Origin of the sequence: Curtobacterium sp. BH-2-1-1 (assembly GCF_001806325.1) — a bacterium.
Lineage (GTDB): Bacteria > Actinomycetota > Actinomycetes > Actinomycetales > Microbacteriaceae > Curtobacterium.
In genome coordinates, this window is sequence record NZ_CP017580.1 from 1,248,572 (window position 1) to 1,271,869 (window position 23,298).

General features: G+C 70.9%; 19 protein-coding genes. 5 read left to right on the forward strand and 14 right to left on the reverse strand.

What is annotated here, in order from left to right; translation table 11 throughout:
• The first annotated feature begins 8 nt into the window (after positions 1–8).
• Positions 9–1,151, forward strand: coding sequence for a class I SAM-dependent methyltransferase (locus BJK06_RS05775; RefSeq protein ID WP_070417081.1), 1,143 nt, complete (start codon positions 9–11; stop codon positions 1,149–1,151).
• A gap of 6 nt (positions 1,152–1,157) precedes the next feature.
• Here the strand turns inward: BJK06_RS05775 and BJK06_RS05780 are convergent, their stop codons facing one another.
• Positions 1,158–3,161, reverse strand: coding sequence for an acyltransferase family protein (locus BJK06_RS05780; protein WP_070417082.1), 2,004 nt, complete (start codon positions 3,159–3,161; stop codon positions 1,158–1,160).
• A 90-nt stretch (positions 3,162–3,251) separates the two neighbouring features.
• On the opposite strand from BJK06_RS05780, the gene BJK06_RS05785 reads away from it, so the two are divergent.
• Positions 3,252–4,748, forward strand: a complete 1,497-nt coding sequence (locus BJK06_RS05785) for a polysaccharide biosynthesis tyrosine autokinase (RefSeq protein WP_070417083.1) — start codon at positions 3,252–3,254, stop codon at positions 4,746–4,748.
• Positions 4,749–4,815: 67 nt separating this feature from the next.
• Here the strand turns inward: BJK06_RS05785 and BJK06_RS05790 are convergent, their stop codons facing one another.
• The 4 genes from BJK06_RS05790 to BJK06_RS05805 all read right to left on the reverse strand — a co-directional run bounded on the left by BJK06_RS05790 (position 4,816) and on the right by BJK06_RS05805 (position 9,790).
• A complete protein-coding gene (locus tag BJK06_RS05790; RefSeq protein ID WP_156794777.1) occupies positions 4,816–5,994 on the reverse strand; it encodes a hypothetical protein in 1,179 nt (392 codons plus the stop codon).
• A gap of 289 nt (positions 5,995–6,283) precedes the next feature.
• On the reverse strand, positions 6,284–7,594 hold the full coding sequence (locus BJK06_RS05795) for an oligosaccharide flippase family protein (RefSeq protein WP_070417085.1): 1,311 nt from the start codon (positions 7,592–7,594) through the stop codon (positions 6,284–6,286).
• Positions 7,591–8,874, reverse strand: a complete 1,284-nt coding sequence (locus tag BJK06_RS18490) for a hypothetical protein (protein WP_070417086.1) — start codon at positions 8,872–8,874, stop codon at positions 7,591–7,593. The genes BJK06_RS05795 and BJK06_RS18490 overlap by 4 nt, the downstream gene beginning before the upstream one ends.
• Positions 8,875–8,923: 49 nt before the next feature.
• Entirely contained in the window at positions 8,924–9,790 is an 867-nt protein-coding gene (locus BJK06_RS05805) for a hypothetical protein (RefSeq protein ID WP_156794778.1), read from the reverse strand.
• A gap of 90 nt (positions 9,791–9,880) precedes the next feature.
• Between BJK06_RS05805 and BJK06_RS05810 the strand changes: the two genes are divergently transcribed.
• Positions 9,881–10,777, forward strand: coding sequence for a hypothetical protein (locus tag BJK06_RS05810; protein ID WP_156794779.1), 897 nt, complete (start codon positions 9,881–9,883; stop codon positions 10,775–10,777).
• Positions 10,778–10,839: 62 nt separating this feature from the next.
• On the opposite strand, the gene BJK06_RS05815 is transcribed toward BJK06_RS05810, so the two are convergent.
• From BJK06_RS05815 to BJK06_RS05845, 7 genes are all read right to left on the reverse strand, one after another.
• A complete protein-coding gene (locus tag BJK06_RS05815) occupies positions 10,840–12,027 on the reverse strand; it encodes a family 1 glycosylhydrolase (protein ID WP_156794926.1) in 1,188 nt (395 codons plus the stop codon).
• Positions 12,028–12,035: 8 nt separating this feature from the next.
• Complete coding sequence (locus BJK06_RS05820) at positions 12,036–12,908, reverse strand: alpha/beta fold hydrolase (RefSeq protein WP_070417089.1); 873 nt, start codon at positions 12,906–12,908, stop codon at positions 12,036–12,038.
• Positions 12,905–14,689: an ABC transporter ATP-binding protein gene (locus BJK06_RS05825; protein WP_083295092.1), complete on the reverse strand. Its 1,785-nt coding sequence runs from the start codon at positions 14,687–14,689 to the stop codon at positions 12,905–12,907. The genes BJK06_RS05820 and BJK06_RS05825 overlap by 4 nt, the downstream gene beginning before the upstream one ends.
• Positions 14,686–15,618, reverse strand: coding sequence for an ABC transporter permease (locus tag BJK06_RS05830; protein WP_070417090.1), 933 nt, complete (start codon positions 15,616–15,618; stop codon positions 14,686–14,688). The genes BJK06_RS05825 and BJK06_RS05830 overlap by 4 nt, the downstream gene beginning before the upstream one ends.
• Positions 15,615–16,595, reverse strand: coding sequence for an ABC transporter permease (locus BJK06_RS05835; protein WP_070417091.1), 981 nt, complete (start codon positions 16,593–16,595; stop codon positions 15,615–15,617). The genes BJK06_RS05830 and BJK06_RS05835 overlap by 4 nt, the downstream gene beginning before the upstream one ends.
• Entirely contained in the window at positions 16,592–18,322 is a 1,731-nt protein-coding gene (locus BJK06_RS05840; protein WP_254789384.1) for an ABC transporter substrate-binding protein, read from the reverse strand. The genes BJK06_RS05835 and BJK06_RS05840 overlap by 4 nt, the downstream gene beginning before the upstream one ends.
• 235 nt (positions 18,323–18,557) lie before the next feature.
• Positions 18,558–19,664 (reverse strand): LacI family DNA-binding transcriptional regulator, encoded by a 1,107-nt coding sequence (locus tag BJK06_RS05845; protein WP_070417092.1) that lies wholly within the window; start codon positions 19,662–19,664, stop codon positions 18,558–18,560.
• Positions 19,665–19,872: 208 nt separating this feature from the next.
• Here BJK06_RS05845 and BJK06_RS18495 point away from each other — a divergent pair, with 208 nt between their 5' ends.
• A complete protein-coding gene (locus BJK06_RS18495; protein WP_156794780.1) occupies positions 19,873–20,028 on the forward strand; it encodes a hypothetical protein in 156 nt (51 codons plus the stop codon).
• A gap of 81 nt (positions 20,029–20,109) precedes the next feature.
• On the opposite strand, the gene BJK06_RS05850 is transcribed toward BJK06_RS18495, so the two are convergent.
• On the reverse strand, positions 20,110–20,811 hold the full coding sequence (locus BJK06_RS05850; RefSeq protein ID WP_254790679.1) for a GntR family transcriptional regulator: 702 nt from the start codon (positions 20,809–20,811) through the stop codon (positions 20,110–20,112).
• Positions 20,812–20,918: 107 nt separating this feature from the next.
• On the opposite strand from BJK06_RS05850, the gene BJK06_RS05855 reads away from it, so the two are divergent.
• Entirely contained in the window at positions 20,919–22,064 is a 1,146-nt protein-coding gene (locus BJK06_RS05855) for an MFS transporter (protein ID WP_070419265.1), read from the forward strand.
• 68 nt (positions 22,065–22,132) lie between these two features.
• Here the strand turns inward: BJK06_RS05855 and BJK06_RS05860 are convergent, their stop codons facing one another.
• Complete coding sequence (locus BJK06_RS05860) at positions 22,133–23,296, reverse strand: Vms1/Ankzf1 family peptidyl-tRNA hydrolase (protein WP_070417093.1); 1,164 nt, start codon at positions 23,294–23,296, stop codon at positions 22,133–22,135.
• Between the last annotated feature and the right edge of the window lie 2 nt (positions 23,297–23,298).

A 23,298-nucleotide genomic window follows, 5' to 3' on the forward strand; every position in this document is an offset into this window, starting at 1 on the left:
CTGGCGCCGTGCCACCGGACTTCGCCGACTTCTTCCGCCGCCGCGACGACGACGCGCCGGACCTCATCGCGATCGACGGCACGGACCGATTCATCCTCGACGAGGCGCCGCACGTGCACGGCGACGCGCTCCGGCAGCCCGGCGAGGTCGCCGTCGTCGACGACCGGTACGGGGTGCTAACCCTCGGGGCGATCACGGTGCACGGTGCGTCGGACGTCCGGGTCGTGCAGGACTCCCTGGTCGGGGTGCGCGCGCTCGAGGCCAACGCCGGCACCTTCGGACGCCGGGGCTTCCACCACCCCGCGTCGCTCGAGCAGGCGTTCCGCGACGTCCGGCTCGTGCTGCTCCGGCTGTCGAAGTCGAACGACCGGCTCGACGAGCTCGCCCGTGCCGTCGCCCGGTTCGCCGCGCCCGACGTCGTGCTGCTGTGCGGCGGGGTGTCGAAGCACATGAACCTCTCGCAGAACGACGTCCTGCGCCGGTACTTCGGCGAGGTGACGGCGTCCCGCGGCCGTGGGAAGTCGCGGCTGCTGATCGCGCAGGACCCGCTCCGCGCCCAGGCGACCCGGGCGGACGCGACGAACCCGTGGCCGCGGTCGGTGCACGTCGACGACCTCGGGATGACGCTCGTCGCGCACGGCGGGGTGTTCGCCGGGACCTCGCTCGACCAGGGCACCCGGGTGCTGCTCGACGCGATGGACGATGCGGTGCCCGGCGCTCGGACCGCCGTCGACCTCGGCTGCGGGAACGGGGTGATCGCCACCGCACTCGCGCGGCGTCGACCGGGCATCCGGGTGATCGCCACGGACGTGTCGCAGATCGCCGTGGCATCGACGATCGCCACGGCCGAGGCCAACGGCGTGGCGGACCGGGTGCTCGTCGTCCGGAGCGACGCCGGCGACGAACTCGACGAGGGCTCCGCGCAGCTCGTGCTCTGCAACCCGCCGTTCCACGCGGACACCACCGTGACCACGGACGCGGCCGAGGCGATGTTCCGGAACGCGGCCACGATCCTCCAGTCCGGCGGGGAACTGTGGTGCGTCTGGAACTCGCACCTGCGGTACCGGCCGGTGCTGGAGCGGTTCGTGGGGGCGACGCGGCAGGTGGTGCGGACGCCGAAGTTCACGGTGACGGCGTCGCGGCGGGCGTGACCGTTCTCACCGTGCGGCGTGGACCACCTCGCCGATCGGTGTCACCATCGCACGCGCCCACTCCCGCGTGAGGTGGCCGTGATCCCGGTACATCAGAGTGTCCCCCGAGATCACACCGCACCGTGACGCTGAGCAGAACCAGTCGTTCAGGTCGGCGTAGGTGTGGCCCGCCGATTCGGCGGTCTCGCGCTCCATCGCAGCCCATGCGTCGTCGAGGCCCTCAGATCGGTCGATCGCGCAGGCGTCGGCGTTCTCGAGGTTCGCCGAGAGACATCGCGGTACGGACTCGGCGAACTCGGGCGTGTCACGGAGGACGCTCACCCGCGAGTCGCGAGGAAGCGCTGCGAGCGTCCGGGCGAGCCCCTCGCGCCACTGCGTGGCCCGGTCCTCGGCGTGCACGAGGTCGAGGTGGGCCGATCCGGTGACGAGGACGACATCGGGCTGCTCCGCACGCAACCGGTCCAGGACCTTGCCCCGCCAGGTGTCGCACTCGACGGAGTGCCGGCCCATCGCTCGCACGGGCACGTCGACCATCGTGCAGGCGTTCTTGGTGAATGCGAGGACACGCATCCCGGCCGTCCTGGCTGCGAGCGCCTCGACGGCGGGCACCCAGTGTGCTGCGTGCGAATCCCCGACGATCGCGACCGTCATCGAGCCGGACGGATCACCCAGCACGCACGTGTTCACCGATGTGTCACGGGCACCCACGTTGTGACACCGGACGCTGCGCGGCGCGGAGGCCGCCCCCGTCGCGGCGTCGAGTCGCGGGCGCACGTTCTCGGGGACGAACGGTGTGAAGAGCGGCTCCGGTACCGGGACGGTCTGCGCGGCGGTCCGCTGGCTCCTGAGGACGGGCTGCGGGATGACCGCGTTCCCGGCGAGGACCACGGCGATCGCGGTCACGGTCGAAGCCACCCCCGCGAGCACGGCCCGTCCGTCCGTACGCCCAGCTGCCCGGAACGGGTGCTCGACGAAGCGCGTCGTGACGTGTGCGAGCACGACTGCGACCGCGAGTGCGGCACAGCGTGCCCAGAGCGGCAGGGGCGTCGCGAGCCCGATCGCGGCCTGCGGGATCACCAGGAGCGGCCAGTGCCAGAGGTAGAGCGAGAAGGAGACACTGCCGACGTACTGCAGCGGGCGCAGGCCGAGGAGGCATCCGGGATCGGCGACGTGTCGCGACGCCCCGGCCCACACGAGCGCAGCCGTGGCGAGGACCGGCAGCAGGACGGCGGCCCCTGGGTAGGACGTGCGCGCATCGAACCCGAGCGCCGCGGTCAGGATCCCCGCGAGCCCGAGCCACCCGACGATCGGTGTCCAGCGTCCTCGGAGAACGGCGCCGCGGTGCACCGCGATGGCGACGACACCACCCAACCCGAGCTCCCACGCGCGAGACGGCAATGAGAAGAACGCCCACGGTTGGGCGTACGAAGTCAGGACGATCCCGAGTGTCAGGGAGACCACGACCGCGACCGTGAGCGTGGTCGTGATGACCGCGAAGCGCTGCCGGACGGGCAACCGACGGGCGAGCCACCAGACGCTGGCGAGCACGATCGGCCAGAGCAAGTAGAACTGCTCTTCGACCCCGAGGGACCAGTAGTGCTGGAACGGCGACGGTGCGCTGCCAGTGAGGTAGTCCGTGCCCTCGGCGGCGAAGTAGAGGTTCGGGATCGAGAGCAGTGCTGCGATCCCGGCCTCGACGAGCTGCTGTCGCACGAGTGGAGGCATCAGGACCGCCGCACCGGCGAGGGTCACGAGTGCGACGAGGAGCGCCGACGGGAGGATCCGGCGGACCCGGCGAGCCCAGAACCCGAGGAGGTCGATGCGTCCGCGAGTGCTCAGCTCACGGATCAGGTGCCCGGTGATGAGGAACCCGGAGATCTCGAAGAAGACGTCCACCCCGACGAAGCCGCCGGTGACACCGAGGTGCGCGTGCTCGAGCAGCACGAGCGACACCGCGATGGCCCGGAGGCCCTGGATGTCCGGGCGGAACGTCGGCGAGGTGCGTGTCATGGCTGCTCCGATCTCGTGGTGCTCGTAATACTACCATGTGATATATTTAATGAGCGGCATCAGGGCCGCACGACATCGACCGGAGGCACCGTGGAGACCACGAACCTGACCAAGGCCTTCCGCAAGGGCTGGCTGCTCATCCTCATCGGCGCACTCCTCGGCGCAGGCGGAGGGTTCGCCGCCGCGGTGCTGGCGACCCCGGAGTACTCGGCGACGACCAAGCTGTTCGTCTCCGTGCGGACCTCTGACGCGGCGTCGGCGACCGACGTCTCGCAGGGCAACTCCGCGGCCCAGCAGAAGGTGCGCTCCTACGCGGACGTCGTCCTGACGGAGAGCATCCTGCAACCCGTCATCGAGGAACTCGCGCTGGACACGACGCCAGCCGGACTCGCTCGACGGGTGCAACCCACCATCAACACCAACACCGTCGTCATCTCGATCGCGGTCACCGACGAGTCGGCGGCCCGGTCAGCTCGGATCGCGAACAGCATCGGCCGCAGCTTCGTCCGTGTGATCGAGCGACTGGAGCAGCCGAGCGCGGACTCCGCGAGCCTCGTGCGCGCGTCGACCGTCCAGAGCGCGGTCGTCCCATCAACACCGTCGTCGCCGAACCGGACGCTGAACATTGTCGTCGGGCTCGCGGTCGGGGCATTCCTGGGGTTCGCTGCAGCGCTGCTCCGAGGCCTCGTCGACACCCGCATCCACGGTCCCCGTGACGTCGCTGCAGCCACCGACGCCCCACTGCTGGCGACCCTCGGCTTCGACCCTGAGGCCAAGCGACAGCCCCTCGTCGTGTCGGCGAGCGGGCGCAGTCCCCTCGCCGAGGCGTACCGCACCCTCAGGACCAACCTGCAGTTCGTCGACCTGGGCGTCGGGAACGGCAGCTTCGTCGTCACGTCGGCGATGCCGAGCGAGGGCAAGACCACGTCCACGGCGAACCTCGCGATCGCCCTCGCCGAGACCGGCGCGCGCGTCGTCCTCATCGACGCCGACCTCCGGCGCCCGCGCGTCGCCGAGGTGATGGGGCTGGAGAACTCCGCCGGCCTCACCGACCTGCTCATCGGCCGCGCCGAACTCGATGACGTCGTGCAGCCGTGGGGACACACCAAGCTCGACGTCCTGCCCGCGGGACTGGTCCCGCCGAACCCGAGCGAGCTGCTCGGATCGACGGCGATGCAGGCGCTGCTCGAACTCCTGACCGACCAGTACGACCACGTCCTCCTCGACGCTCCGCCGATCCTGCCGGTCACGGATGCGGCTGTGCTCGCCGCGATGACCTCCGGAGCGGTCGTCGTGACGTCCGCACGGAGCAGCAGGACACCGCAGCTCCGTGCTGCCGTCGACCGGCTCGAGCGGGTCGGGGCAACGGTGCTCGGCGTCGTGGTCAGCATGGCTGCGTTCCGTGGACGCCAGCGGTACGGCGGTGCGTACGGGAGCGCCTACGGCACCTACTACGGCGGTCAGGAGGCGGTCGACCTCTCGGCAGCCACGCCGAAGCGCGGTCGCCGTCTGCGCGACGAGGACTCCGCGACCTTCCCGGTCGCACCGGCGACGCCTGCGCGTCCACAGCGCGGAACGACTCGCTGAGCGGAAGGGAATGCCCGCCCCGGTCCTCAGGAGAAGGATCGGAGCGGGCGTTCGCTCGTCTCCGGGTTCAGGGGAGGGACGTGAAGGTCGATCGATGCTCCAGACCGGTGGCCGCGCTCCACGCCCGGTGCTCGGGCAGACGTTCCGACCGCTGCCACTGCAACCGGACGGAGTCGGCCAGCGCGATCGTGTTCTCGTCGCTGGTCAGCCCAGCGGGAACGCCGTCGTGCGCGTACAGGTACGCGTGAGCAGCTCCGGAGAAGTCGTTCCCGCGCACCGCGAGTCTCGGCCGCACGCCGTCTGCGTAGAACAGCAGATGGCTGCCCTTGCCTGCCCTGTCGGGCCGCACGGCAGCGCTCCAACTCGAACCGGCGTCGTGCGCTCGGTTGCCCCGCACGCTGCACGTCGAGGACCCGGCACTCTCGGTCCCGCCGGTCGACCAGTACTCGAAGGTCTGCATCGTCCGTTCGACGGAGTTGCCGTTGAACTCGACGTTCGACCACGACACACCCGTCGCGACGCCCGGACCCTGGATCGTCATCGCGGCGTCCCAGCAGTCGACGATCGTGTTGCCGCTGACGAGCACGCCGGACGCGCCGGACCACACCTGGACGCCGTTGCCCATCCGCGACACCCCGTCCGATGCCAGGGCACCGCCGGCCTCGCCGATGATGCAGTCCCGGACGACCGCGCCGTCGGTCCGGCTCGCTGACGTCGTCTGGACCGCGTTCCTCCCCGTTCCGACGACCGCGAGGTCGCGGACGGAGAGCCCCGACCGAACTTCCACGATGGGATCGGCGACGGCGAGCCACACACGACGGCCACCGGCGCTCGGGTTCGTGGCGCAGCGCACGGTGACGACGGATCCCCTCGACGTGAACTGCCAGTCGCGTACGAGCGCGCTGGGATCGGTCTTGCGATCGCCGTGGAGAGTCGAGCCGACCTTGAGGAAACCCACCTCGGTGGTCCACGAACTCACGTAGCCGTGGTGCGTCCGTCCGACGTTCGCCGCACTGATGTCGACCGACCAGAGACCGTCCCCGGCCCTCGTCCAGCACGCGGCGGCCTGCACGTACTTGTACGCCGTGACGACGGGCGGCTCCGGCTCGTCTCCCCACGATTCGAACCTGAGCGCGCCGACCGTACCCGGGCGGATCACTCCGGGGTGCCGCCGACCGCGTCGGAGCCGCACCGTGCTGCCCGGCGCGATGGTCGACGCCGTGAGTGCTGCGTTGACCCGCGCCATCGAGGCCCACGGCCGCGTGGGAACCGTCCCGTCGTCCGCATCGTCGCCGGCCGCCGGGTCGACGAAGTAGGTCGTCGACCCCGCACCGCGCGCTGGCCGAGTCCACAGGCTCAGCCCCACCGCGGCGCTTCCGACTGCGGCCCCGGTCAGGAGGGTCCTCCGACTCAGGGCGGTCGATTGCGGGATCGGGCTCTGTCGGTGTTCCATTGGTGCCTCTCCGCGCCGCTCCGGCAGCGACGCCGAGGGGAAACTAGTCGCTCCGCGTTCTTCGACACGAGGTTCCGGAATGTCACATGGCGTTGCGTCCCGCGAGTCGGCGGATCGCTCGCAGACACAACCGGATGTCGCTGCGTCGGACGCCGTAGAAGGACCTCGGGTCGATCCCGTGACGGTGCCACACCTGCAGCACGTTGAGCGAACTCGAGACGAAGCATCCGACCAGGGTCCCCGTCGCCGCCCCGAGGGCCCCGTGGGACGGCACCAGGGCGACGAGCAGCGCGGTGTTCACGAGCGCGGCGACGACGAGCGACATGCTGCGGCGGCCCGGGGCACCCCTCGCGCTGAGAGTGACCCCAGCGAGGGCGCCCTGTCCGCCGACCGCAGTCGCGAGCAGCAGCACCATGCAGGCCGGCATGGCATCGACGAACTCGGCTCCGAAGACGAGCGGGACCCACCACCAGGCGCTCGCGGCGAGCGCACCGGCCGCCACGACGGTCAGTGCCGAGGACATCCGTGAGGCGGCGAGCATCCGGGCGTCGTCCTGCTCGGCGGCGTCCGCGGCGAAGGAGACGTCGCGGACGGCGTTGCTGATGACGAGCGGCAGATCGGCGACGTTCACCGCCACGACGTACAAGCCGAGTTCCGCGGCGTCGGACAACGGAGCGATCAACGCCTGGTCGAGGCGGGTCAGGAGCACTCCGGCGATGGATCCGAACCAGACCCTGGCTCCGAACGACACCAGTGCACGGCTGCTCGGCGTCTCGGCGTCTTCAGGACGCGTCGCTCCTGTCCCGCGTCGCAGCCCGGTGTACGCGACGGCTCCGAGGATAGGCGAGACGGCGAGCACCCCGACCGCGTGGGCGATGTCGAGTGACCCGACAGCGGCGAACGACGCGAGCGCGATGAGCCGGACCCCGGCGGTGATCGCTCGCTCCACGGTCACCAGCCGCCACCGGTGCATGCCTGCTGCGACGGCCTGGAGCAACGCCACCATCAGCGTCGGCACCAACATGACCGACGCGAGGGTGACGAGTCGGACCAGGGCGTCGTCGCCGGCGGCGGAGAACGGCGCTGCGGCGATCAGGAGCGCGGTGACGACCACGCCTGCTCCACCCAGGACCGCGACGGCACGCCACACGAACCCGCCGCGCGCCCAGGGGTGCCGGGCGATCGTCCGTGTGACGGCAGCCGGGACGCCGAACGTCGCGACGGCCGTGGCGAGGAACAGCGGCGCCGTCACCGCTGCGACCGCTCCTCGTCCGTCGACTCCGAGGGTCTGCGCGAGGATCGGCGCCGTGGCGATCGAGGCGATCGGAGGGAACACGTTGCCGATCAGTGCGGCGACGATGTTGCCGACTCGATTCCGTCCGCCGACGCTCACCGGGGCACCGTCGCGGGGCGCGTGGACCGGACGAGGTCGTCGGGGAAGGGGCCGACGTGCGGGGCCCGTCCGGACGGTGGCGGAACGAGTGCGAGCAGGACGAAGACCAGCACGCCGGTGGGGGCGTTCGCGCTGAGGGAGTTGAAGCCCAGGATCGATGCCAGGACGAGGAGGGAGCCGAGCCGTGCCCCCCGCGCACCAGTGGTGTTCCCCGACGCACCGCGGAGTGCGAGGCTGACCAGGGCCCCGAAGAACAGCAGGGTCGCGAAGAGTCCGAAGTCGATGGAGAACATCAGGAACGGGTTCTCGAAGGTCGTGCCGATGAGCGCGTTGCGGGTGACCTGCTCGCTCGCGCCGAAACCCTTGCCGACGAGCATCGTGTCGGCCCAGCGCTCCACCGCGAGACCGACGGTCTTGAGCCGGGCCGACGACGATCCCCCGTCGTCGGCGAACCGCTCCGTGACGGTCATGCTCGCTTCACTGGCGAGGAACCCGACAGCGCCGATCGACGCGAGCGCAGCAGCCCCTGCCTTCGCGAAGACACCCCCGCGAGCCCGCAGGATCATCACCGCGACCGCGACGACCGCCACGAGCAGTGCGAACCGGGATCCGGTGAGGGCGATCCCCACGATGAGCAGGACCGGCGCAGCCACACGCATCCACGCCGTCCGGAGTGACGCGGTGAGCGGGACCGCAGCGGACATCCACAGCGCGGCGATGAGGGGATGGTCGAAGGTCCCCACCATGCGGCCGGCATCGGTCCCCCACCACCGGAGCCCCTCGAGCGTGGAGAGCCACGGCTGGGGAACCGCACCGGCCCAGACGGCCAGGACGAGCGCAGCTTGGGCACTCCCGATCAGGACCAGCAGCCGTGCAGCGCGTGTGGGGAAGTCGGCGCCGTCCGCACCCCGACTGCGGACCCAGAGGAAGAGCAGTGCCGGCCCGAGGAGCTGGAGCACCAGCGTGCCGAGGTCGCCGGCGCGGCCGGTGAACCACGACGTGGCGAACGCGATGACGAGGAACGTGCCGAGCATCGCGCAGACGACCAGGTGCTGTGCGACGACCCGTCCGATCCCACGCGGGTCACGGACGCAGTCGACGATGACGATGGCGAGTGCGAACGTCGTGGCTGGCTGCCAGCTCGTCCCGACGGCGGTCCGCACGACCTCGAACGGCAGGAGCGACGCAGCGACGAGGACGGCTCCGAACGCCCAGGTGGGGCGTCTGAGTGCGACGACCCCGACGACGATCGACAGCGCGAGTTGTGTGATGAAGAGCATCCGGTTGCCTTCCCTGTATGCCCTCCATTAGAACATAGAATGTGTTATTTCAACAGGCGTCCCAGTGGTCCTGGAGGACGATCCGCAGGTCGTCGGGAGACCACAACGCCGCGCGGACACGGTCGTTCCGACCCGCGCGGACGTTCTGGTCGAGCAACGCGGGCGACGGGCGGAGACCCCGGATCGGCCAGAAGCCCGCTCCTCGCAGCGTCACGACGGGGAGCACGGGGACGCCGGCGCGGAGTGAGCAGTGGTGGAGCCAGGTGTCGGACGAACCCGGAGCGACATCCGTGAAGCCGTCACCAGTCGCGCGCAACAGATCGAGGAACGCCGGCGGGTAGAGGACCCCCTTGACACCCACTGCGTAGTTGCGCGGCGTCGGCCGCTCGGACGTCGCCCGCCCCCAGCGTTCGTACGGCGCCACGGCGGCCCCGTCGACCACGATGCGGTTCACCCGGTGTGCGACGATCGCGTCCGGGTGCCGACCGTGATCGGCCACGAGCGTCTCCAGCCATCGCGGCGGGTAGAGCACGTCGTCGTCGGCCGTGACCATCGGGACCCGGTGCCGCGCGATGCTCGACACGTACGGGAAGTACTTCTTGTGCGGCCCGAGGTCGTCGCAGAGCCGGACCTCGACCCCGCGACGGCAGAGTCTGGACAGGCCCCGCGGCGGCGAACTGACGAGTGCCGCATCGTCGAGCCAGACGATGAGTCGAGAAGGTCGCACCGAGCCGCGTCCGATCGACGCGAGCGTGAGGTGGACCGACCTCGCCCGCACGCCGAAGGTCGTGAGCGACACCACGGGTCCACCGGGAGCCACCAGGGACCGTCGACCGAAGCGGCCCCGGATCGCCGCCGAGCTCATGGGAACGTACGAGGAGACGAGGCGGATCGGGTCGCGAGGCAGTCGGCGCATGCCCTCAGTCTGGGCGATCCGACCGGCCGATCCGAGCTTTTTGCATGTCATATACACAAGGTCGAATCATCGTGCCGGTAGGCTCGCACCGTGCGATGGAGTCGAGTGGGCTGGCCCGCGGTCGGGTACGTCTCCCTCGAGGACGTCGACGGCTACGCCGAGCACCTCGCGCGCCTGGTGTCGGACGCTCCGCCGTCCGTGGCCGCCCTCGCGTCCGTCACGTGGAGCGAGTCCCGCATCCAGAGCTGGCGCGTGGAAGAGGCCGGCCGCCATGGCGACGCCGGCGTCGACGCGACACCGACCCACACCGTCCACGCCGTGTTCGTCGTCCGCAACGACGAGGTGCTCGACACCCCGGACGGCCTCTGGCGCCGGTGGAACCACGCGCGGGTGTCCCTCCGCTTCGACCGTGCCGTCCTCGATCCGTCCGACACGGAGGCGCTCGACCTGCTGGCCGGTGACGTCCAAGTCTCCCGCGGTGAGATCGCACACGTGGACGCCGACGTCTGGGAACTGCGCCTGCTCGTCTCCCCCACCGGCGAGCTCGCGATCCACTTCCGCGACGTCGTGGTCGAGGTGCGGCCGGTCGACGAAGAGGACTGGGCAGCGCTCGAGTCACGCCCTGCCCACGGCTGGCACGGCCCGGTCCCGGACGGCTGGGTCGAGTGGGCGACCCCGGCGGTGCGGGCTGCGGCACACGGAGACGTCGGCGGCCTCTCGCTGGCGCTCGACGGCATCGGTCAGGACCCCGCTGGCATCGACGAGGTCGACCCGCGGTGGGGCTTCGCGCCGCTGCACGCGGCCGTCTGGTTCGACAACCGCGGCACGACCGAGGCACTGCTCGAACGCGGTGCGGACGTCCGGGTCGAGGACGCCGAGGGGCGCACCGCGATGGACATCGCCCACGAGCGCGGCGCACGCCGGGCGGAGGAGATCCTCCTGGCCTGGTTCGACCGGCCGGCGCACGAGACGACCCAAAGCGACTGACGACGGACGGGAGGCGCGGTGCCAGCTGGCACCGCGCCTCCCGTCCGCCGTCCGGCTGCGTCTCAGACCGTGAGCGCGTTGGCGGCGGCGACCCGCCCGTACCACCGCGCCGAGTCCTTCGGCGTCCGGGCGAACGTCACCGGGTCCCACGACACGAGCCCGAACGTCGGGCGGAAGCCCGACGCCCACTCGTAGTTGTCGAGCAGCGACCAGTGCTGGTAGCCGAGGACCTCGATGCCGTCCTCGATGCAGGCGTGGATCCCCTCGAGGGCACCCTGCGTGTAGGCCACCCGGCGGGAGTCGTCGGCGGTGGCGATCCCGTTCTCGGTGATCATGAGCGGCACGTGCCCGGAGAGCTCCCACGCGCTGCGGAGCCCGTCGGCCGAGGCCTCGGGGTAGAACTCCCACCCGGTCAGGGTCGTCTCGACGTCGTCGGCCACCGGGAGCGGGCCCGACGGTCCGATGAAGGTGCGGGTGTAGGCCTGCACGCCCAGGAAGTCGTCACCGGCGGCGTTCTCGAGGTACCAGTCGTCGCGCGGGTACCCGTACTCGCGGAGCATCTCGTCGGCACCGGGTTCGCCGTTGGACTTGAAGGCCTGCGTCGCGATCGTCCAGCCGGACTGCAGGCCGGACACTTGCGACAGGACCTCCCGCGAACGCTTGTGCGAGGCGAGCAGGGCGTCGGCGACCCCGAGGTCCGGGTTCGGCAGGCCGTAGGCGATCAGGTTCGCCGCGTCTTCACCGCCGGCGAGCATCGCCGCGATGTTCGGCTCGTTGATCGTGCAGACGTAGCGGACGCCGTCCTGCACGACGGGGAGCGCAGCCTCGGTGTAGCGGGCGAAGAGGTCGGCGGCGTCGGGGGCGCGCCAGAAGCCGTCGCGTTCGAACCAGCGCGGCACGGTGAAGTGCATGAGCGTGACGATCGGTTCGATGCCGAACTCGTGGCAGGTCTCGACCATGCGGCGGTAGTGGTCGATCTCGGCGCGGCTGACGAACCCGCGCTCGGGTTCGATCCGCGCCCACTCGATGCTGAACCGGTAGGAGTTCAGTCCGAGGTCGGCCGCGATGCGGATGTCCTCGCGGTACCGGTGGTAGCTGTCGGCGGCGTCACCCGAGGGCTCGACGATGGTGGTGTCGGGCTCGTGCTCGTGCACCCACCAGTTGCTGTTGACGTTGTTGCCCTCGATCTGGTGCGCGGCGGTGGCGGCGCCCCAGAGGAAGCCCTTCGGGAACTGCAGCGTGGTGATGATCGTGCCTTTCAGTGCTGTGACAGGAAGCGGTCGAAGGTGTGGAGCGTCGCCGACGGGTTCTCGACCTGCGGGCCGTGGTAGCTCTCCGGGATGACCTCGTAGGCGGCGCCGGTGTCCTCCGCCATCTGCCGCTGCCAGGGGATCGGCCAGGCGCCGTCCCACTCGCCGTGGGTCACGAGCACCGGGAGCCCGGTGGCACGGAGTGCGGCGGAGGAGTCGGTGTGGTCCTCGAGGATGTGCCCACCGGCGACGACGCTCGCGGGGTCGTGCGCGTCGAAGCGGTCACGGACGAACCGGGGGTCGTCGGGGAGTTCCTCGTCGGGCCGGTACGCCCAGAGCGGGTTGGTGGAGTCGAACAGCTGGCGGAGGTTGCCGCCGGTGTCGTGCAGGATCGTCAGCTCGGCGACCTTGCGGTAGGGCCAGCCGTACGGTCCGGAGCAGAACTGCACCACGTCGCGGAAGGCGCTGGGCTCGGCGATGGCCGCCTCGCGGACGATCACGCCGCCGAGCGAGTGGCCGATGAGGTGCACGGGAGCGCCGTCGTCGAGCAGCCGTGCGACCCGGACGACGTCGGCGGCCTCTTCCGCCAGCGTGTAGCCGGACGGCCCCGATGCGCGCGCCGAGTCGGCCTGGCCACGGCGGCTGATCGCCACCGCGGTCCAGCCGGCGTCCCGGAGGAGCGGCATGAACGTGCGCCAGTCCTCCTTCGAGCCGGTGTACCCCGGGACGACGAGGACGGTGCCCTTCGACGGCCCGGGAGGCACGACGCGGTAGGCGGTGAGTCGGCCGACGGGGAGGTCGATGCCGACGACGTCGACGCCCTCGGGGGTGGGCAGGTGGCCGAACGGCGGAACGGACGGGAAGTCGCGGAGCGTGCTCATGCCAGCAGCGCCCGTCGTGGGTTCGGTACCGCGTCGAGCAGCGCCACCGTGTAGTCGTCCTGCGGGTGCTGCAGCACCTCGGCCGTGCGGCCCCGTTCGACCACGGCACCGTCGTGCAACACCATGATGTCGTCCGTGATGAGCCGCGCGCTGAGCAGGTCGTGGGTGATGTAGAGGAGCGAGACGCCCCACTGCTCGCGGAGGTCCTCGAGCAGTGCGAGCACCCCGGCACGGAGCGTCACGTCGAGCATCGAGACCGGCTCGTCGGCGATGATCACCTGCGGGTCGGACGCGAGCGCCCGGGCGATGACCACGCGCTGGCGCTGGCCGCCCGAGAGCTGGTGCGGGAGCTTCTGCGCGAACTGCTCCACCGGGGTCAGGCCCACGGTCTCGAGCAGCTCGAGCACACGCTTCCGGGCATCGCGCCCGCGCAGGTTCGTGTAGTTCGCGACGGGGCGGGACAGCGTGTACTCGACCGTGTGCAGCGGGTTGAGTGCGGCGTACGGGTCCTGGAACACCATCTGCACCTCGGAGCGGAGGTCCTTCAGCCCCCGTCTTCCGAGCTTCGCCACGTCCGTGTCGCCGAACCGGACCGTGCCGGTCGTCGGCTTCTCGACGCCGGTCAGCATCTTCGCGATCGTCGACTTGCCGGATCCGGACTGGCCGACGAGGGCGAGCGACTGCCCGGGTTCGAGGGTGAACGACACGTCGCGCACCGCCTGCACCGGCTGCTCGCCGCGACGGGGTGCCGGGTAGGTCTTGACGAGGTGCTCGACCACGATCGGGTTGCGGGCGGCGCTGCGCTCGCGGGAGCCGACCGTGCTGAACGACGTCGTGGTCTCCTGGCGGGTCGCCGACGGGTCGCGCTGCGACCGGTCCGGGAAGCCCGGCAGGCTCACGACCTCGGCACGCGGGTCGGCGTAGTGCGACAGCAGCATCTGCGTGTACTCGTCCTGCGGGTCGCGGAGGATCTCCTTCGAGCCGCCGTCCTCGACGATGCGGCCCTCGTGCATGACGAGCACGCGCTCGGTCGCCTCGAGGACGATGCCGAGGTCGTGGCTGATCAGGATGGCCGTGAAGCCCTCGGCCTGCTGCAGCTCGATGATGGTGTCCATCACGGCGTGCTGCACGAGGACGTCGAGCGCGGTGGTCGGCTCGTCGAACACCATGAGCTGCGGCTCGAGAGAGAGCGCCAGGGCGATCGACACGCGCTGCCGCATGCCGCCGGACAGCTCTCCCGGGTACCGCGCGAGCATGGCGGTGGGGAGCTTCACCTTCTCGATGAGCTCCTTCATCCGGGCGTCCCAGCGATCACGCGACACGTGGCCGTGGGCCGTGAAGATGTCGATGAAGTGGTTGCGGATGGTCCGCACCGGGTTGAGCGCGTTCATGCCGGACTGCAGCACCATCGCGAACCCGCCCTGGCGCTGCTGCCGGAGCGCTTCCTCGTCGAGGTCGCGGATGTCGTGGCCGCCGAAGAAGATGTTGCCGCCGTTGGTCCGAGCCGGCGGCTTCTGCAGCCGGGTCAGCGCGTAGCCGAGGGTCGACTTGCCGGAACCCGACTCGCCGACCAGGCCGACGAACTCGCCCTTCCGCAGCTGGAAGGACACGTGGTCGACCGCCTGGACGGCCTCCTGACCGGCCGATTCGTACACGACCGACAGGTCGCGGACGTCGAGCAGCACGTCCTGCGTGGCGCTCGTGGTGTCGGACGGGAGGCGCGTGGCGGCGCCGTCCCGCGCCTCCAGGCCGTCGATCGGTTCGGAACGCGAGCCGCTCATGCGGTGGCCTCCTTGCGCTTGCGACGCGCGCCTTCGCGCAGTCGCGGGTTGGACACGGCGTCGACGCCGAAGTTGATCAGGGTCAGGCTCATCGCGAGGAGTGCGATGCAGAGACCCGGGGCGAACAGCAGGATCCACTGACCGGTCAGCAGGGCGTTCGAGTTCTGCGCCCAGTAGAGGATCGTGCCCCAGCTCACGATGGACGAGTCGCCGAGTCCGAGGAACTCGAGGCCCGCCTCGGCGAGGATCGCGCTCGTGGCCGCACCGAAGAACGAGCCGACGATGAGGCTCGTCATGTTCGGCAGGATCTCGCGGAACACGATGCGCGTCGCACCGTCCCCGGAGAACTGGGCCGCGGTCACGAAGTCACGACCGCGGAGGGACTGCGTCTGGCTGCGCAGGACGCGCGCGCCCCAGGCCCAGCCGGTGACCACGATCACCGCGATGATGACCGCGATGCCGCCGTTCTGCAGGTACGCGGCGATGACGATCATGAGCGGCAGACCGGGGATGACGAGGAAGAGGTTCACGATGAACCCGATGACCTCGGCGATCCAGCCGCGGACGTAGCCCCAGCTCAGGCCGATCGCGACGGCGACGAGCGTGGACAGGAGCCCCGCGACGGCACCGACGAGCACGGAGATCCGGGCGCCGTAGATGATCTGCGACAGGACGTCCTCGCCGGCGGCGGTCGTGCCCATCCAGTGCGCGCCGGTGGCGTCGGCGCTCCGCGCGAACCCGTTCTGGCTCGCGCCGTACGGGGCGAGGAGCGGGGCGAAGATCGCCACGATCACGAAGACGGCGAGGATGATGATGCCGATCCGGGCCTTGGTGTTGCTCCAGACGACGCCGAACTGGCGGGCGGCGGCTCGGAGTTTGCTCGGGGCGGTCGGTTCTTCTGCTTGCGTGCGAACTGCGATCGTGGTCATCGGCGCGTCCTCGGGTCCAGGACGCCGTAGAGGACGTCCACGATGAAGTTGGCGATGAGCACCGACACGGTGATCATCAGGAAGAGGGCCTGCATGAGCGGGTAGTCCTGCCCGATCACGGCGTTGAACAGCAGGTAGCCGATGCCCGGGTAGCCGAACACCTGCTCGACCAGGACCGAACCGCCGACCACACCACCGAGGGCCAGACCGAAGCCGGTCAGGTTCGGCAGGATCGCGTTGCGGGCCGCGTACCGGATCGCCACGGTGCGACCGCGGAGACCGTTCGCCTCGGCGAAGGTCACGTAGTCGTCACCGAGGGTGTTGATCATGGCGTTGCGCATGCCGATGATCCAGCCGCCGAGGCTCGTCACGAGGATCGTGATCGCCGGCAGGACCGCGTGCTGCAGGGCGTCCCCGAGGAACGCACCGTTCAGGCCCGGGGTCGTCGTCGCGGAGTAGGCGCCCGTGGTCGGGAACCAGTGCAGGACGTAGCCGAGGAAGAAGAGCAGCAGGAGCGCCGTCCAGAAGTACGGGAACGTCGACATGAACGAGCCCGACAGGGTCGGCAGCGAGTCCAGCCAGGTGCCGCGCTTCCAGGCCGCGCCGACACCGATCAGGGTGCCGAGCACGAACGCGAGGATCGTCACGACGCCGACGAGGATCAGCGTGTACGGCAGGGCCTGGGCGACGAGGTCCCCGACGGGCTGCGGGTAGAACGTGTAGCTCGTGCCGAAGTCGAGGGTGATGACCTGGTGCAGGTAGCTGACGTACTGGTCCCAGAGGTTGCCGCTCGGGACGCCGAGCTGGGCCTCGATGGCCTTCTTGGTGGCGTCGGTGACCGGGCCGTTCTGGCTGAGCTTCGCGAGAGCGGCGTCGGTCGGGCTGCCGGGCATGAGTCGCGGGAGCACGAAGTTCAGCGTGACCGCGGCCCAGAGGGTCAGGACGAAGAGGACGAGTTTCTGGAGGATGTACTTCACTTCTGGTCCTCTTCGGCCTTGATGATCGCCCGGCCGGCTGCGCTGTCGCGGAGCCGCAGCTTCGAGAAGATGAGCAGCGGTGCCGAGTCGTAGTTCTGCGGCGCCATGTACGGGTCCTCGGCGCTGGGCCAGCCGACGAACTTGCCGGTGTTGAACAGGCCCCAGAGTCCGCCGTAGTACATGCCGATCACGGGCAGGTCGTCGTACACGATCTCCTGCAGCTGGTTCAGGATCTCCTGCTGCTTCGCGGTGTCCGTCGTCGCCTTGTACTCGTCGAGGAGCTTCTGCGTGTCGGCGTTCTGGTACCGCTCGTAGTTGTTCACCGTCGACTTGCCGACCGGCTGGTAGAAGTCGCTCGAGAGCAGGGAGTTGAACGCCTGGTAGACGTCACCGTTGCCCATGCCGCCCATCGCCATGTCGAACTGGCCGTTGTTGAGGTTCGACTGGTAGCCGGCGGGCTGCGGCGCCTGGATCGACACCTTGATGCCGATGGCCGTCAGGTTGCGCTGGACGGTCTGCGCGGCGCGGAGCCAGTCCGAGTAGCCGTTCGCGGTCATGATCGTGATGGACAGCTGCTTGCCGTCCTTCATGATCTTGCCGTCCTGCTCGGTCCAGCCGGACTTCGCGAACGCCTGCTTCGCGGCGTCGACGTCCTGCGCGACCATGCCCTGGTCGGGGATGTCCGGGTTGAGGTACTTCTCCTGGTTCGGCAGGATCAGGCCGGTCTGGCCCGCCGCCGCCAGGTTGCCCTCGGACGCGGTCTCGGCGATGTCGTCGCGGTCCAGGGCGAGGGAGATGCCCTTCCGGACGTTGACGTCGTTGTACGGCGCCTTCGTCAGGTTCGGGATGAGGCCGATGACGCCGCCGGCCGGGAACCACCACGTGTTCGTCTTCGACGCCGCTCCCCAGGTGCCCTTCACGTCGGAGATGAAGGAGTACGCCCAGTCGTAGCCGCGCGTGACGGTGTCGAGCTGCGTGTTCGTCGCCGGGAGGATCAGGTGCTTGATGGCGATCTTGTCGGCCTGCCAGTACTTCGGGTTCTTGTCCATCGAGTACTGCTGGTCGGTGTAGTTGCCGAGCACGAACGGACCGGTCCCCACGGGGTTCGGGTCACGCCACGTCGTCGGGTCCTTCACGCCGCCGTAGTGCTTCTCACCGAGGATGTACGTCGCGCCGATGATGTTGAGGCTCGGCACGTCGTCGCCCTTGAGGTGGAAGACGACGTGGCCGTCCGTGCTCTCGATGCTGTCGATGTGCTGCCAGGCGCCCTTGACGTCCATCGCCGGGAACTTCTTGAGCAGGTCGAACGTGAAGACGACGTCCTTCGCGCTGAACGGCGAGCCGTCCGACCACTCGACGCCCTTGCGGATCGTCATGTCGATCGTGCGCGCGTCCGGCTGGTCCCAGCTGCTCGCGAGCCACGGGGTGCCCTTGCCGTCGAGGGGGTTGATCTCGATGAGCGGCTCGTACATCCACTTGCTCGCCGTGCGGGCGTTCGCGATGTACGGGTTGAAGTTGCGGTCGAACAGCGGGTTGCCGTGGTCCGCGTTGATGAGCATCGTGTCCTTGCCGATGCTCGGGTCCGGCTGGGACCGGACCTGGATGCTGCAGCCGGTGGCCGCGAGGGCCACGACCGCGATGCCGGCGATGGCCGCGATGAGGCGGCCTCTCCGTCCCCGGCGGGTGCCCGGGGTGCGCGCTGGGACGCGCTGTGGGGGAAGCGTCATTGCTCGGTCGACCTCCGTGTCGAGTCGGTACGGAGACAATGTATGCGCTTACATCGCGTCGCGCAACCGGGCGGGTTGTTTCGCGGGGCGGCACGTGTGGGCGCGCGGTCCGGACCGCAGTGTGCGAGGTTCCGACCAGCGTGCGGGGGCGCGAGCGTCCCACGGTGCGCGGAACCTCGCACACTGCAGCGACGCGGCACCGCGGGTCCTCGCGCACCGGCGCCGCAGCCGCCGCCTACAGCGCCGGCGGGCAGCTCTCGCGCAGGAGCACCTCGACCGGCAGGCGCATCGCCCGCGGCGGCCCCTCGCGGCGCTCCAGCCGGTCCACGATCGCCCGCACCGCCGCGCGCCCGAGCTCCCCCATCGGCTGGTGCACGGTGGTCAGCCGCGGCGACGAGAACCGACCCGCGTCGATGCCGTCGAAGCCCGTCACGACGAGGTCCTCCGGCACCCGCACACCACGCGCCCCCGCGGCGTCGAGCACCCCGAGCGCCGACTGGTCGTTCGAGCAGACGATCGCCCGCGGGACGGCGTCGCCGTCGAGCAGCTGTGCCGCGAGCTCCCGGGCCCGCGCACGCCCGAAGTCGCCGTGCACGACACGCACCGACGACGCCGGCACCCCGTGGTCCTCGAGCGCCTGACGGAACCCCGCGGAGCGTTCGATGTCGTCCGGCGAGTCGATCGGCCCCGCCAGGTACACGAGCGACGACCGGATGCCGAGCCGCCCGATGACGTGCGCGCCGAGCGTCCGCATGCCCGCGGCGTTGTCCACGCTCACCGAGTCGAACCCGTGCGAGCGCCGGTCGTCGGCGAGCACCACGACCGGGATCCGTCGGGCGACGTGTTCGAGCAGGTCGTCGGGCACCGTCTGCGCGAGCACCGCGAGACCGTCGACCCGGCCGGCGACGTCGTTCACGATGACGTCCCGCGAGGACCCCCGCCCCGCGGCCACCATCAGCGCCAGACCCCGCTGCCAGGCCTCGGTCTCGGCGCCGCGCAGGACCTCGTCGAAGTACAGGTTGGACGAGAACGGCTGCGTCACGTGCCGCCGGTCGTCGACGACCCGCACGCCGCCGTCCGTGACGAGGTCGGGGCGTTCGTCCGGCACGACGTCGAACCCGGGCAGCAGCAGTCCGACCACGCCGGTGCGCTTGCCCGCGAGGGCCCGTGCGTTCCCGGAGGGCACGTACCCGAGCGTCCGGATCGCCGCCTGGACCCGGTCGCGCGTGCCCTCGCGGACGGCATCCGGCGTGCGGAGCACGCGGGAGACGGTGGCGATGGAGACGCCCGCCGCGGAGGCCACGTCGTAGACCGTGGGAGGTGCGGTGCGCTGCTCGGCCAAGCCCGTCCCTCCTGTCCGACGTCCGCTGGTGTCGCGCCGCGAGCCGCGCGGCCGGACCATCCTAGGCATGGTGCCGGCCGGGACTTTCCCACATGTGACGGAAACCCCTTGCGCGATCCGGACAGCGCGCGCGACACTGTCACGACCTCAGCACGTCCCGTGAGGAAGCGCACCAACGACGGTGCCCACACACACAGGAGAAGACGCGATGTCCCAATCGACACGGTCCGGCAGCAAGAGCGCGATCCGGCTCACCACCGACGAGGCCGAGGTGCGCGACGCACTGCTCGACCACTCCGACGGCGGCAACGCCTGGATCTTCGACCAGATCGACGCGGCCGAGGACGCGGCGACGAAACCGTAGCGGCCTTCCCGGAGGCGCGGTGCGGGTCCGCCCCGCACCGCGCCCTCCGCAGGTGGGCGCGTCCACAGCACGGCCGTCGCGTCAGCGCTCGGTGCTGCCCACGATCGCCATGCCAGCGCCCCGCAGACGCCGGCGCTCCTGCGCGATCCACGCCAGTAGCCGGTCGTTCGTGCCGGCGACGTGCGCCGCGAGCAGCTCGGCTGCGCGGTCCGCGTCCCCGGAGCGCACGGCGTCGATGATGGCGCTGTGCTCCTCCCACGCGGCGTCGCGGGCCTCGGGCGTGCGCACCTCGATCCAGCGCGTGCGCTCCAGACGGGTGAGAGCGTCGGCGATGGCGTCGGTGATGAACCGGTTGCCGCCGAGCGCGGCGAGGTCGAGGTGGAACGTCGAGCCCATCCGGATGCCGGCCTGCTGGTCGGGCGTCGGCCGGAGGGTGTCGAGGTGGCCGCGGACCTCGGCGAGCTGCTCCTCGGACGCGCGTGCCACCGCGAGCCGGGCGGCGGCGGGTTCGAGGACGCCGCGGAGTTCCGCGAGCGAGGCGATCTCGTCGAGGTCGATCGGGGTGACCGTCCACGAACGACCCTCGTGCAGGATGAGCCCCTCGCGCTCGAGCCGCGACAGGGCTGCGCGCACGGGGGTCCGTGAGGCGTGGAACCGCGCCTCGAGCCCTCGCTCGGAGATGCGCTCCCCCGGGGCGATCTCGAGCGTGAGGATCGCGGCTCGGAGGTTGTCGTAGAGCTGGCTCGTCTGCGACACGGGCGCTGCATCGGTCGTCTCGGTCACGGCGATCCAGCCTAGCGGCGATCCGGACCGGATGGTATACCGTAATGGTATACCAATCCGTTCCACACTGAAACGATCTCGTGACCACCACCTCCCGCGCCTGGGCGATGCTCGGCCTCGGCGTCGCCGCCCAGGCCGCCGGCACCCTCGTGGTGTCCGCCCCCGCGCTGCTCATCCCGTACCTGCACGCCCACGGCACGACGCTCACCCTCGCCGGGCTCCTGGCCGCCGCACCGACGTTCGGCATGGTCCTGACGCTCATCGCCTGGGGTGCGATCACCGACCGCGTCGGCGAGCGCGCCGTCATCGCGGGCGGGCTCGTGCTCACGACCCTCGCGGTCGTCGGGGCCTGGCTGGCAGCGGGCGACCCGGTGCTGCTCGGCCTGGCGTTCCTCGCCGCCGGCATGACGAGCGCCTCGACGAACGCCGCGAGCGGACGGGTCGTGGTGGGGTGGTTCCCGAAGGAGCGGCGCGGCCTCGCGATGGGCATCCGGCAGATGTCGCAGCCGCTCGGGGTGACGCTCGCGGCCGTCACGGTCCCGCAGCTCGCCGAGGCGGACGGCATCCGCGTGGCCCTCGTCCTGCCCGTCGTCCTGTGCGCCGTGCTCGCCGTGCTGTGCGCGATCGGCATCGCGAACCCGCCCCGCCCCGCGCGTGCGTACGCCCCGGTGGAGCACGTCGCGAACCCGTACCGGGCGAACGGGTTCCTGTGGCGGATCCACGCGGTGTCGGTCCTGCTCGTCGTGCCGCAGTTCACGCTGTCCACGTACGGCCTGGTGTGGCTCGTCGGCCTCGGCTGGTCGACCCCGGCTGCGGGACTGCTCGTCGGGGCGTCGCAGTTCGTCGGCGCCGTCGGGAGGATCCTCGTCGGCGCCTGGAGCGACCGCGCCGCCTCGCGCGTCGGCCCGCTGCGGATCGTCGCGGTGAGCGCCGCCGTGGTGATGGGGCTGCTGGCGCTGGTGGACGCCACACACATCGCCGCCGCCGCAGTGTTCCTCGTCGTCGCCACGAGCGTCACCGTCGCGGACAACGGGCTCGCGTACACATCGGTGGCCGAGGCCGCGGGGCCGTTCTGGTCGGGACGGGCGCTCGGGGCACAGAACACCGGGCAGTTCATCGCGGCGAGCGCCGTGGGTCCCGGGGTCGGCGCGCTCGTCGGGGCGCTCGGGTTCGCGGCGTCGTTCTCGATCGTGGGGGTGTTGCCGCTGCTGGCGCTGCCGCTGGTGCCCCGGCGAGATCGTTCCCACGACTGACCGCGGGACGGACGGGAGGCGCGGCGCCAGCCGGCACCGCGCCTCCCGTCCGTCAGGTGCTCACCGCATCAGGCGGGGACGGCCGGCCCCACCGGCCACCGCAGCAACGCCGCCGCCGCGACCCCGCCCGGCAGCGACGCCGCGTTGACGAGCACGAGCTCCGCGTCCGTCAGCACCGCCGCACGCACGAGCGCGCACACCGCCGGCACCGCTCCGATGACGGGCGTCCCGGCAGCCTGTTCCGGCGCCGTCGCCACCCACGGGGCACCGGCGAGCGCGAGGAGCGTCCGCTCCCCGACCGCCACGGCGTCGAGCGCGACGACCGATCCCTGCGCCTGCTGCAGCGCCCCGACGACTGCTCCGAGCCCGGTCACCGCGAGGTTGTCGCCCCGACCGACGTGGGTGCGGAGCAGGTCCTCGAGGTCGTGGCGTCGGGTGGCGACGACCCGGGCGAGCGCGGTCTCGACGTGCTCGACGAACGCCTGCTTCGACGAGGCGTCGGCGCGGGGGTCGCCCGGGAAGACGGAGGTCAGCGCACGGGTCTCCGAGGACAGCGCCTTCACGAGGAGCTCCCGCGCGGTGACGTCCCCGGCGACCACGACGAGTCCGGGTCGGAGTGTCCGGACGGCCTCGTCCACGGCGGCGGCGGTCTCCGACGAGTTCTGCTTCCAGATCTCCTCGGTGTGCTGCTGCCAGTGCGGCTGCTTCCACCCGGTCCCGGCCTTGGCGTAGTGCAGGGTGTCGTTGCGCCCCTGGACCTGCTGCTCACCGCCGGTCGCGTCGAGCGGCGCGTGGCCGAGTCGGTAGGCACGGAAGGCTCCACCCTCCTTGCCGGCGTGCACCACCAGGAACGGCAGGTCGACGGGCCGGTGGGCGACGAGCGGCACGAGGTCGGGGACGGCACCGACGCCGACCGACTCCGCGCCGTGCAGGTGCCCGGGCAGGACCTCGCTCAGCACGATTGCACCGTCGTGGACCAGCACGTACCGGGTGACGGGCGAGGGGATGCCGGGTTCCTGCTCGAACTCGCCGGCGACGAGGTCGACCACGTCGTCGGTCGCACCCTGCGCACGCAGGGCCTCCTCGACCACACGCAGCTTCAGTGCCGCCTGCCGTCGGGGGTCCTCCACTTTGCCGGAGACGTCGGCGTACGCCCAGGCCCAGGTCCCACCGCCCTCCAGCCGCTGTCCCAGGATCCCGTGCAGTTCGCTCGTCGCGTTGGTCGACGTCATGG